We start from the raw sequence: 13,569 nt of genomic DNA, 5'->3' as shown, positions 1-13,569 counted from the left end.
CCCCCAACGGCAAGCTGGATCGTCAGGCTCTGCCGGCACCGGATTTATCCGCGGTGGTCACGCGCCGCTATGAAGCCCCCGTGGGTGAAACAGAAATCATCCTGGCTGAGATTTGGCAAGATCTGCTCGGACTGGAACATGTCGGCCGTTACGATCACTTCTTCGAACTCGGCGGCCATTCCCTGCTGGCTGTCCAGCTGGTGGCTCGCATTCGTCAACAATTGGCCCACGAGTTGCCGTTACAACAACTCTTTGAGCAACCGCGTTTGCGCGATTTGGCTCGCGCGCTAACTGATACGGCAACAACCGCTCAGACAAACATCCCTGTCGCTGACCGCAGCCAGCTGTTGCCCCTGTCCTTTGCTCAACAACGTTTATGGTTTCTCACGCAGCTCAATCCGGCGGCTAGCCTGGCCTATCATATCCCGATGGCGTTGCGCTTGACCGGCCAGCTTCATCGCCCGACTTTAATCCGCGCCCTTGACCTTCTGGTCGCCCGCCATGAAAGCCTGCGTACCCGCTTTGTGCTGGTTTCCGGCCAGCCTTGCCAGCAAATCGATCCGGCTGATAGGGGTTTTGCCCTGTCTTACCAGGATTTGCGCGCATTAACGCCAGACGCCCATAGCAACCGTATCGCGGAATTAACCGATCTCGAAGCACAAACACCTTTTGATTTTAGCCAAGGTTCGCTGATCCGCGGTCATTTGCTGCAACTGACCGATGAGGAACATATCTTGCTGCTCACCCAGCATCATATTATCTCTGATGGCTGGTCCATCGGCGTATTGCTGCGTGAATTCAGCGCCCTTTACCGCGCCGCCCTCGACAGCCAAGATGATCCCTTACCACCCTTGCCGATTCAGTACGCCGACTATGCCGTCTGGCAGCGAGAATGGTTACAAGAAAGTGCCATTGCGAAACAACGCGACTTCTGGTGTTCCCAGCTTGAAGGTGCGCCGGCTTTATTGACATTGCCAACCGACCGACCCCGCCCAGCGGTGCAGTCCTATGTTGGTAGCCGGCTCCCTGTCAATGTTGATGCAGACTTATTGACTTCGCTTAAGCGTCTTGGACAGCGCCATCGCACCACCTTATTTATGACCGTACTCAGTGCCTGGAGTATCGTATTGGCTCGGCTGAGTGGACAGGCGGATATTGTCATCGGCACCCCGATTGCTAACCGCCCACATCATGAACTGGAAGGATTAATCGGGTTCTTCGTCAATACACTGGCCTTACGTATCACGCTGGATAATTCCAGTAGTGTTGCTGACTTGCTCACCCAAGTGCGGGAACACGCTTTCGCGGCCTATGCTCATCAGGATCTGCCCTTTGAACAGGTGGTGGAAGCGCTCCAGCCTGAACGCAACCTGAGTTACAGCCCCATCTTCCAGGTGATGCTGGCCTTAAACAACACGCCACAACATATCTCACGACAAGCGTTAGCGTTACCTGAGCTACAACTCACCCACATTGAGCAGGAACACTATAGTGCTCACTTCGATTTGACCTTGTCATTGGTCGAAAATGAGGACGGCCGCCTGGTCGGTGAACTGGCCTACGCCACTGACTTATTCGACGCCACGACCATTGAGCGTTTGGTTGGTTACCTGACAAATGTGTTGACCGCTATGGTGGCGGATGAGACACAACTTATTGGTGCCCTGCCCCTGCTGCCAGAATCGGAGCGGCGGCAACTGTTGGTGGATTTCAATGCCACCCAGCAGAACTTCCCACAAGACGCGTTGATCCACCAACTAGTTGAAGCGCAGGCCGCACAACATCCTGAAGCTATCGCCGCTGTATTTGAGGAACAAACGATCAGCTATGGTGAGTTAAACCGCCGTGCCAATCAGTTAGCGCATTATCTCATTGCGTCTGGCGTGCGTCCGGACGATCGGATCGCGATTTGTATCGAGCGTGGCCTGGCGATGGTGGTCGGTTTACTGGCAATTCTCAAAGCAGGTGGTGCCTATGTGCCGCTCGATCCGGCCTACCCCACCGAGCGATTGGCCTATGTGCTGGAAGATGCGGCGCCTGTGGCTTTACTGACTCAAGCAACGTTACGCAACAAGCTAGACAGCGCCTTACCTACGGTCTTGCTGGATAATATCTGTGATAGCCAGACAGCATTCCTGACAATGCAGCCGACCGATAATCCAGACGCACAGGCACTGGGGCTGACATCCCGCCATCTGGCCTACGTGATTTACACGTCGGGATCGACCGGAACACCGAAAGGGGTGATGGTTGAACACGCCAATGTCATCCGCCTGTTAGCCGCAACCCAATCCCGTTTCCAGTTTGATGATAAAGACGTCTGGACGTTGTTCCACTCATTTGCTTTCGATTTCTCCGTCTGGGAATTGTGGGGTGCTTTGGCTTACGGCGGTCGGTTGGTCGTTATTTCAGCCGAGTGTGCCCGTTCACCGCAGCTATTCTATTCGCTATTGTGCCGTGAACACGTCACGATCTTAAACCAGACCCCCAGTGCTTTCCGTTCACTGATTGCCGCCCAGGGTGTGGCTAAGCACGCCTTGCGGTGCATTATTTTTGGCGGTGAGGCGCTGGAATTACATACACTTGTCCCGTGGGTGACCCGCAATCCGACCGCGCAAACCCGTCTGGTCAATATGTATGGCATCACCGAAATTACGGTTCATGCTACCTATCGCGAACTGACCGAAACCGATATCTATTCAGGACGGGGCAGCTTGATTGGTCAGCCACTGGCTGATCTGCGGATCTATATTCTTGACCCCCTCGGTCAACCGGTTCCGCTCGGCGTGGCCGGCGAAATCTATATCGTCGGTGACGGTCTCACCAGAGGCTATTTGAACCGGCCTGAACTCACCGCCGAGCGCTTCCTCACTGATCCCTTCTTCCTGAATTCGGCTGCCCGGATGTACAAGACTGGCGATCTCGGTCGCTGGCTGCCCGATGGCAATATCGAATACCTCGGCCGCAATGATTTTCAGGTCAAACTGCGGGGCTTCCGCATTGAATTGGGGGAAATCGAGGCAAAACTGGAACAATGTCATGGCGTGCGCGAAGCCGTGGTATTAGCCCGTGAAGATGAGCCAGGCCAGAAACGGCTGGTGGCCTACCTGCGGCCACGGGAGGGCGTGGAGCTGGTGCCGGCTGAACTGCGCCAGCAACTCGCCCAACACCTTGCCGACTATATGTTACCCAGCGCTTTTGTCACGTTAGCCTCTTTCCCTTTAACGCCCAATGGCAAACTTGACCGTCAGGCTTTGCCTGCTCCCGATTCATCCGCCATTGTGGTACGCCATTATGCAAGCCCTGTCGGTGAGATGGAAATTACCCTCGCCCAGATTTGGCAAAAATTATTGGGGCTGGAGCGAGTTGGGCGCCATGACCACTTCTTCGAACTCGGTGGCCATTCACTGATGATTGTCAGCCTGATCGAAGAACTGCGCAATCTGGGCTGGCAGCTCGACGTTCGCAGTGTTTTCGTCGCCCCTGTCCTGATTGATATGGCGCAGACTGTCCGGCGTGATGCCAACACCTTTGTCGTGCCCCCCAATCTCATCGCTGAAGAGTGCACAGACATTACCCCCGCCATGCTGCCTTTGGTTTCCCTGTCCCAGACTGAAATTGATGCCATCGTGACGACTGTTCCGGGTGGCGGCGCCAATGTGCAGGATATCTATCCCCTCGCGCCGTTACAGGAAGGGATTTTGTTCCATCATCTGTTACAGACCCAGGGGGATAATTATCTGCTGCAAAGCGTGCTCGCGTTCGATACCCGTGAGCGCCTCAATGCCTTCTTAACAGCGCTGCAACAGGTTATCGACCGCCATGATATTCTGCGTACTGCCGTTTGCTGGCGAGAACTGGCACAACCGGTGCAAGTGGTCTGGCGTCAGGCACCGCTTAAGGTTAACATCTTCACCCCCACTACAACGGGTGACGTTGTCACCCAACTCAAGCGTCATACCGATCCACGCCAGCATCGTATCAATTTGAACCAGGCGCCCCTGTTTGCCGCCGATATCGCCCCGAATCCGGCACAGGATGAATGGCTGCTGGCACTCCGCTTCCATCATCTGGTCAGTGACCATCTGACACTGGAGCTGATTTTTGCGGAAATTGCGCTTATCTTGCAGGGCAAGACGGAGAGGCTGCCAGCGGTACTGCCTTACCGCAACTTTATCGCCCAAATTCTGGCTACCCCGACCGCTGACCATGAGGCTCATTTCCGCACCCAACTGGCGGATATTGATGAACCCACGGCACCTTTTGGGCTGCTCAAGGTGCATCCTGACAATGACTGCGTGGCTGAGGCTCGTCTCCCTATCGCCCCCGATCTGGCCAAAACCATTCGCACTCAGGCGCGTCGTTTAGGCGTCAGCCCCAGTGTGCTGTTCCATGTGGCATGGGCGCAAGTGTTGGCACAGACCAGCGGCCGTGATGACGTGGTATTTGGCTCCGTGCTATTAGGCCGTCTGCAAGGCGGTGCGGGAGCCGAGCGAGTATTGGGTATGTTCATCAATACGTTGCCAATGCGGGTTTCCCTGACGAATTACACTGTTCAGGAAGTCGTCCACAACACCCACCACGGATTGATGATGTTACTGGAACACGAACAGGCTCCATTGGCATTGGCACAACGTTGCAGCGGTATGCCGCAGTCGATGCCGTTATTTAGTAGCTTATTGAATTATCGTCATGGTCAATCTGCTGAAACCGGAGGGCTTGATACTCTCTGGGCGGGTATACGTACTTTAGCCGCAGAAGAGCGCACTAACTATCCTGTCACCCTGTCAGTGGATGATTTAGGCGTCAATTTCCAGCTCATCGCCCAGACAGTAGCCGGTATCGACCCAACCCGCGTAACCAACTATCTGGTCACCGCCATCAGTGGCTTAATCGATGCTCTGGTTCATGATCCACAACGGCTGGTTCGGGATATCTCAATCCTGCCCGCCACAGAGCGCCAGCAACTACTGGTAGATGCCAACGCTACGCAGGCCGATTTTCCGCAAGACCAGCTGGTTCACTCATTGTTCGAAGCTCAAGCGGCACGCCATCCCGATACCCTTGCTGTCGTATTTGACGGACAAACGCTCAGTTATGGTGAACTTAACTGCCGTGCCAATCAGTTAGCTCACCATCTGATTTCATTAGGCGTGCACCCAGATGATCGGGTTGCCATCTGTATCGAACGTAGTCTGGATCTCATCGTCGGCCTGCTCGCTATTCTCAAAGCCGGCGGCGCTTACGTCCCGCTCGATCCCACCTATCCGAGCGAACGGCTGGCTTATATGCTTGAAGATTCAGAACCCGTGGCGTTGCTGACTCAGACAACACTCGCCGACAAGCTGTCCCGTTTTGTACCTATGTCCATGTCGATAGTAATACTCGACGACCAGGAATTAATTTTGACGGAGCAACCGCCCCATAACCCAGACATACACGCCTTGGGGTTGATGTCACACCATCTGGCCTATGTGCTTTATACCTCTGGCTCGACGGGACAACCCAAAGGCGTGATGGTCGAGCACCGCAATGTTCTTCGCCTGATTATCAATAATGGCTTTACTGACATTGGTCCCAACGACGGTATCGCCCACTGCGCCAATATTGCTTTTGACGCCTCGACCTGGGAAATCTGGTCTGCCTTACTTAATGGCGCACGCCTGCATGTGATCCCACAATCGATTCTGCTGAATCCGGTGCATTTCTGCGATTCACTGATTGAGGGGAAAATCAGTGCCCTCTGGCTGACTGTCGGCTTGTTCAACGAATATCTCGATAACCTCAGCCCCCTGTTTGAGCAACTACGCTACCTGCTTGTCGGCGGTGATGTGCTCGATCCAAGAAAGATACAGCAGGTGCAATTAGCCGAGTTCCAGCCAACACACCTGATTAATGGCTATGGCCCAACGGAAACCACTGCATTTGCCACAACCTATGCGATTACCTCACCCGTTGATGTGAGCCGTTCCATTCCTATCGGTCGCCCGATCGCGAATACCCAGATTTATATTCTGGATATGCTAGGTCAACCCGTTCCTTATGGTGTAGCGGGGGAAATTTATATTGCCGGTGCCGGCGTAGCGCGCGGTTATCTGAACCGGCCTGAACTCACCGCCGAGCGCTTCCTGCCCGATCCGTTCTCTTCGCAACCCGATGCCCGCATGTACAAAACTGGCGACCTCGGTCGTTGGCTGCCCGATGGCAATATCGAATACCTCGGCCGCAATGACTTTCAGGTCAAGCTGCGCGGCTTCCGTATCGAGCTGGGAGAAATCGAAACCCGACTCAGCCAATGTGATGGTGTGCGCGAAGCAATTGTGTTGGCGCGCGAAGACGAACCCGGCCAGAAACGGCTGGTCGCTTACCTGTTACCGCAGGAAGGGATTGAATTAGCGCCCGCGAAGCTGCGCCAGCAGCTTGCTCAATATCTCGCTGACTATATGTTACCCAGTGCCTTTGTCACGCTCACAGCCTTCCCCCTGACCCCCAATGGCAAACTGGATCGCAAGGCCCTGCCTGCACCGGATCTGGCGGCTGTGGTCACCCAAGGTTACGAACCGCCACAAGGTGGGATAGAAACCGCGTTGGCGCAAATCTGGCAAGATCTATTAGGACTAGAGCGTATCAGTCGCCACGACCATTTCTTTGAACTTGGCGGCCACTCACTGATGGTCGTCAGATTGATAACCCGCATACAAGATAAATTTTTGGTCAGTATCCCTCTGACAGCGTTATTCACTTCGCCCACATTAACAGAGCAGGCCACTGCCATTCTCTCAGCGCAAATGAATGCGGTAGCGGAAAACGAGCTTGAGTCAATTCAAAACGATCTTGACTCATTGTCGGCAGAAGAATTGATGGCAATTTTAGGCGGGGACAGTAAATAATGACAAGGTTTAATATGAATATCAATGAGTTGAAACGTGCAGTTCTGGAAAAAAGACTTGCAGAACAACTGAAAGCCCGCGAGGGGGAACAGCAGCCAACCTTAATCAAACCCGCGGACAGACATCAGCCCCTGCCGCTTTCTTTTGCCCAGCAGCGGCTGTGGTTTATCAGCCAGTTCGATGCGGCGGCCAGCCAGGCTTATCATCTGTCGGTGACATTACGCCTCACTGGCCAGCTCGACTACCCGGCGCTGAAAGCAGCACTGGATCGCCTGATTGCCCGCCATGAAAGCCTGCGTACCCGTTTTATTCTGGTAGCAGGCCAGCCCTGCCAACATATCGATCCGGCTGATATCGGTTTTGCCCTGACCTGCCACGACCTGCGCCCGATCGATCCCGCCTTGCGTACCCAGCATGTTGCCGAACTCGCCAATAGCGAGGCACAGGCGCCCTTCGATTTTGTCCAAGGCCCGCTGATCCGTGGCCAACTGCTGCAACTGGCCGACGACGAGCATGTGCTGTTGCTGACCCTGCATCACATTATCACTGACGGCTGGTCTGTCGGTGTGCTGGTGCAAGAACTGAGCATCTTTTACCGTGCGGCTCTTGACGGCCAACCTGATCCTTTGCCTCCCCTGCCGATCCAGTATGCTGATTATGCGGTCTGGCAACAGGAGCAGTTACAAGGCACCACCTTCACGGCACAACGTGATTTCTGGTGCACCCAGTTTGCTGACGCACCGGCCTTACTTACTCTCCCAACCGACCGGCCACGTCCGGCAGTACAAACCTATGCAGGCAACCGCGTGCCTGTGCACGTTGATGCGGATTTATTGGCTTCATTGAAAGCGCTTGGACAACGTCACAACACCACATTGTTTATGACGCTGCTCAGTGCCTGGAGTCTGGTACTGGCCCGGCTCAGTGGCCAGGCGGATATTGTTACCGGCACCCCTGTCGCTAACCGTCCACACCAGGAACTGGAAGGACTGATGGGGTTCTTTGTTAATACGCTGGCCTTGCGTATCTCCTGCCATGATAACCTCCGTGTGACAGATTTGCTGGCCCAGGTGCGGGAGCGGTCGCTGGCCGCCTATAGCCATCAGGATCTGCCCTTCGAGCAGGTGGTGGAGGCGATCCAGCCGGAACGCAGCCTGAGTTACAGCCCGCTGTTTCAGGTAATGCTGGCCTTAAACAATACCCCAGCCCAAGAGTTGACCCTGCCGGGGTTGCAACTGACGACGATTGCCCAGGAACATCGCAGTGCACATTTTGACTTAACCTTATCACTGAGTGAAACCGAAGCCGGTTTAATCGGGGGGCTGGAATATGCCACCGATTTATTCGATGCCACCACGGTTGAGCGAATAGTCGGTTATTTCAACAAAGCACTGATCGCCATGACGGTGGATGACACCCAACTTATTGCCACGTTACCCCTGTTGCCCGCCTCAGAACGGCAACAACTGCTGGTGGATTTTAATGCCACTCAGGCCGATTTCCCGCAAAACGCGTTGATCCACTCGCTGTTTGAAGCACAAGCGGCACAGCATCCCGACCGCATTGCGGTCACCTATGAAGACCAGACCCTGAGCTACAGTGAGTTAAATCATCGGGCTAACCAGTTGGCCCATTACTTGATGACTGTCGGCGTGCGGCCGGATGATCGGGTGGCGATGTGTGCTGAACGCAGTCTGGACGCCATCGTGGGCTTGCTGGGCATCCTTAAGGCCGGTGGCGCCTATGTGCCGCTCGATCCGGCTTATCCCACCGACCGGCTGGCTTATATGCTGGACGATGCCGCCCCGGTGGTGTTACTCACCCAGACCGCACAATACGACAGATTGCGTGACAGCGTCACTGTAACGGTGCCGGTCATCGTGCTTGATGCGCAGGAAACGTTATTCGAGGCACAACCGACTCACAACCCGCAAGCCCATGCATTGGGGCTAACATCACGCCATCTGGCCTATGTAATTTACACCTCCGGCTCGACAGGGCAACCTAAAGGCGTGATGGTCGAACATCGCAATGTCCTGCGTCTTATCATTAACAGTGGCTTTGCTGAGATTGGCCCTGACGACTGTATTGTCCATTGCGCCAATGTTTCATTTGACGCCGCCACCTGGGAAATATGGGCGGGGCTGGTGCATGGGGCGCGTATTGTGCTTATCCCGGAAAAAGTCTTGCTCCAGCCCACGCTGTTTGGTCAGTGTCTGTCATCGGAAGGTGTCACTGCCCTGTTCTTGACCACCGCCCTGTTTAACCAATACGCTGATCTCATTGGGCCATCCCTCTCTGGCTTACGCTATGTCCTGTTCGGCGGTGAACAGACGGATAACCGTCCGGCTATTCGTCTCAGAATCGAACATCCCCCCAGACACTTACTGCATGTGTATGGGCCAACCGAGACAACCACGTTTGCCACCGCCTATGAAATTCCTGTTATGGAAGACGAGGACGTTGAAGGTAAAAACAGAAAAATCCCCATAGGTCACCCCATCGCAAATACCCAAATTTATATTTTAGATACGCAAGGTCAACCCGTTCCTATCGGGGTAGCCGGTGAAATCCATATTGCCGGTGACGGCGTAGCCCGCGGTTACCTAAACCGGCCTGAACTGACCGCCGAACGCTTCCTGCCTGATCCGTTTTCTTCAGAACCCGATGCCCGCATGTATAAAACCGGTGACCTCGGTCGCTGGCTGCCCGAGGGTAATATCGAATACCTCGGTCGCAATGATTTTCAGGTCAAGTTACGGGGCTTCCGTATCGAACTGGGGGAAATCGAAGCCAAACTGAGGCAATGTGACGGCGTACGCGAAGCGGTCGTACTGGCGCGCGAAGATGAACCCGGCCAGAAACGGCTGGTGGCCTATCTGCGGCCACAGGAGGGAGTTGAACTGGTGCCGGCTGAACTGCGCCAGCAACTGACCCAGCATCTTGCTGAATACATGTTACCCAGTGCGTTTGTTATGTTAGACACGTTCCCGCTCACCCCCAATGGCAAACTTAACCGTCAGGCGCTGCCGGCACCGGATTTATCGGCCGTCGTCGCCCGCCGCTATGCCACGCCCGTTGGAGAGAGAGAAATCGCCCTGACACAGATTTGGCAAAAACTCTTAAACCTGAAACAAGTCAGCCGCCATGACCATTTCTTTGAACTCGGCGGCCATTCGCTGATGATTGTCAGCCTGATCGAAGAGCTGCGTAATCTGGGCTGGCAACTCGAAGTGCGCAGCGTGTTCGCCTCACCTGTCCTTGCTAATATGGCTCAGGCTATCCAGCAGAGGGGCAGCACCTTTGTCGTCCCCCCCAACCTGATCCCGGAAGATTGTACGGCCATTACCCCCGATATGTTGCCATTGGTTTCGCTTTCTCAAGCTGAAATTGATGCCATTGTTGCTACCGTTTCCGGCGGAGCCAGTAATGTACAGGATATTTATCCACTGGCCCCGTTGCAGGAAGGGATCCTGTTCCATTACCGAATGCAGGCACAGGGGGATACCTATCTGTTGCAGAGCCTGCTCGCGTTCAATTCTCGCGATCGTCTTGCGAGCTTTCTGGCGGCCTTGCAACAGGTTATTAACCGCCATGATATCCTGCGCACGGCCGTTTATTGGCAGGGACTGGAACAGCCGGTTCAGGTGGTTTGGCGTCAGGCACAGCTGACTATCCACGAATTCATCCCTGCCACGCCAGACGATATTCCGGCGCAATTACAGGCTGACACGGATCCACGCCAGCACCGCATTAATTTGAATCATGCCCCGCTGTTTGCTGCCGATATCGCCCATGATCCACTACAGAACGAATGGCTGCTGGCCCTGCGTTTCCATCATCTGGTCAGCGACCATATGACACTGGATCTGATTTTTGCCGAAATAGCGCAAATATTGCAGGGACAACAAACACTGCCTGCGGCACTGCCCTATCGCAACTTTATCGCCCAAATCCTGAACGCACCCGCCACAGAGCACGAAGCCTATTTTCGTGCTCAACTCGCCGATATTGATGCACCGACAGCACCATTCGGTGTGCTGTCAATACCGGATAACCAAACATTAAGCGATGGTAATGCCATCACCGAAGCCCGCCTTTCTCTTCCTACTGAACTGGCGGAAACCATTCGCAGCCAGGCTCGGCGCTTAGGGATCAATCAGAGTGTCCTGTTTCATGTGGCCTGGGCGCAGGTATTGGCCCATACCAGTGGTCGTGACGACGTCGTTTTTGGCTCCGTACTATTGGGGCGTCTGCAAGGCGGTGCCGGTGCCGGCCAAATATTGGGGATGTTTATCAACACCTTGCCAGTACGTGTTTCCCTGGCTGATCGCAGTGTACAAACCGTGGTACAAGCCACTTACGATAACCTGATGTCGCTACTGGAACATGAACAGGCACCATTGGCATTGGCACAAAGTTGTAGTGGTGTCGCGCAACCCATGCCGCTGTTCAGCTCCTTACTCAATTACCGTCATTCCCAAGCCAATGACGCGAACGCGGTTAATATCTGGTCTGATATGCGCGTTGTTGCCACACAGGAACGAACCAACTATCCAATCACACTATCAATAGATGACTTAGGCGTTGGTTTTCACCTGACCATCCACACTGTGGCAGATATCGATCCAGTTCGTGTAGCCCATTACCTGCTGACAGCCATTCGTGGCCTGATCGATGCGTTGGTACATCATCCACAACAGATGATTTTGGCCGTACCAATCTTACCAACGGCAGAGCGGCAACAAGTGCTGGCCGATTTTAACGCTACTCAAGTTGATTTCCCGCAAGGTGCGCTAATCCACCAACTGTTTGAAACACAGGCTGAACAACATGCAGAGACCATCGCTGTCGTCTGTGAAAACCAAACACTGAGCTATGGTGAACTGAACCAACGGGCTAATCGTCTGGCTCATCACTTGATTGCTCTGGGAGTGCGGCCGGATGATCGGGTGGCAATTTGTGCCGAACGTAGTCTGGATACTATTGTGGGATTACTCGGCATTCTTAAGGCTGGCGGCGCTTATGTTCCGCTCGATCCGGCTTATCCCACCGAACGGCTGGCTTATATGCTCGAAGATGCCGCTCCAATGGTATTACTGACCCAGACAGCACAGTTCGACAGGTTACACCGCAGTGTATCTGCAACAGTGCCTATCATCGTGCTTGATAGCCAAGAGACACACCCGATTCCCTCCCCTAATCCACAGGTACTGAACCTGACATCACAAAATCTAGCCTATGTGATCTATACCTCTGGCTCTACGGGGCAACCCAAAGGGGTGATGGTCGAACACCGCAGTGTCAATCGGCTGGTTATCAATAGTGCTTATGCAGATATCAGTACGTCCGACTGCGTTGCTCATTGTGCCAATATCGCTTTTGATGCCTCGACCTGGGAAATTTGGTCTACCCTGCTCAACGGGGCACGCCTGCATATCGTTCCGCAATCCGTGCTGCTCGATCCAGAACGTCTCTGCAATTCATTGATCAAGGGGCAAGTCACCGCCCTCTGGTTAACGGTGGGTTTGTTCAACGAATATCTCGATAGTCTCAAACCCTTGTTTGGTCAGTTACGTTACCTGCTTACCGGTGGTGATGTGCTCGATCCGAGGAAAATACAACAGGTACAACGGGCTGCGTCTCAACCCGTCCACCTGATTAACGGCTATGGCCCGACGGAAACGACAACATTTGCCTCTACCTACGAGATCACTTCCCCCGTGGATGTAACCCGCTCTATCCCTATTGGCCGCCCAATTGCCAATACCCGGATTTATATTCTGGATACGCGTGGTCAACCCGTTCCCATCGGTGTAGCAGGTGAAATCCATATTGCCGGTGACGGCGTGGCTCGCGGTTACCTGAACCGGCCTGAACTGACTGCCGAACGCTTCCTTGCCGATCCGTTCTCCCAGAACCCCGATGCCCGTATGTACAAAACCGGTGATATCGGGCGTTGGCTGCCTGATGGCAATATCGAATATCTTGGTCGCAATGATTTTCAGGTCAAGTTGCGTGGTTTCCGCATTGAACTCGGCGAGATTGAAGCTAAGTTAATGCAATGCGATGGCGTGCACGAAGCCATCGTTCTTATGCGCGAAGATACGCTTCTCGACAACACAGGGAGCCAGAGACGTCTGGTCGCCTACCTGATCCCCCAAACCGGTGTTGAACTGGTGCCGACAGAACTGCATCAGCAACTGGCCCAGCATCTTGCTGGCTATATGCTGCCTGGCGCCTTTGTCATATTGGATACTTTCCCGCTGACCCCCAATGGCAAACTCGACCGTCAGGCACTTCCTGCCCCTGATGCATCCGCTATGGTCATACGCCACTATGAAGCACCGATCAATGAAGAAGAAATCATGCTGGCCCAAATCTGGCAAGACTTGCTGGGATTAGAACGAATTGGTCGCCACGATAACTTTTTTGAACTTGGCGGCCACTCATTGCTGATCGCGCAATTAGCAACACGCATACAAGATGAATTTCTGGTCGATATCCCTATCTCCTCGTTGTTTCTTTCTCCTCAATTGGCAGAGCAGGCCGACATCATCCTTACTACCCAATTGGATGCTATAGGGAACAGCAATATTGAATTACTTGAGGACGAGCTGGATTTAATGTCAACCGAAGAATTAATGGCAATTTTAGGCGGAGACAACAACAAATGATA

2 protein-coding genes (1 of these 2 cut by a window edge) are annotated in these 13,569 nt (G+C 54.0%); both read left to right on the top strand.

What is annotated here, in order from left to right:
• A protein-coding gene (locus WDV74_RS07840) for a non-ribosomal peptide synthase/polyketide synthase (RefSeq protein WP_338885390.1) crosses the window boundary here: on the top strand, window positions 1-6,890 show its 3' end. The gene continues 15,877 nt to the left of window position 1, outside the view; only the last 6,890 of its 22,767 coding nucleotides appear in the window; its start codon lies beyond the left edge, outside the window; the stop codon is at window positions 6,888-6,890.
• A complete protein-coding gene (locus WDV74_RS07835; protein WP_338885389.1) occupies window positions 6,890-13,567 on the top strand; it encodes an amino acid adenylation domain-containing protein in 6,678 nt (2,225 codons plus the stop codon). Before WDV74_RS07840 ends, WDV74_RS07835 begins: the two co-directional genes overlap by 1 nt.
• Window positions 13,568-13,569 lie beyond the last annotated feature (2 nt).

Source organism: Xenorhabdus sp. TH1, from assembly GCF_037260955.1.
In the GTDB taxonomy this organism is placed as follows: Bacteria; Pseudomonadota; Gammaproteobacteria; order Enterobacterales; family Enterobacteriaceae; genus Xenorhabdus; species Xenorhabdus griffiniae.
The sequence above is the reverse complement of the archived record's forward strand: the minus strand, read 5'-3'. Positions and strand labels throughout refer to the sequence as shown.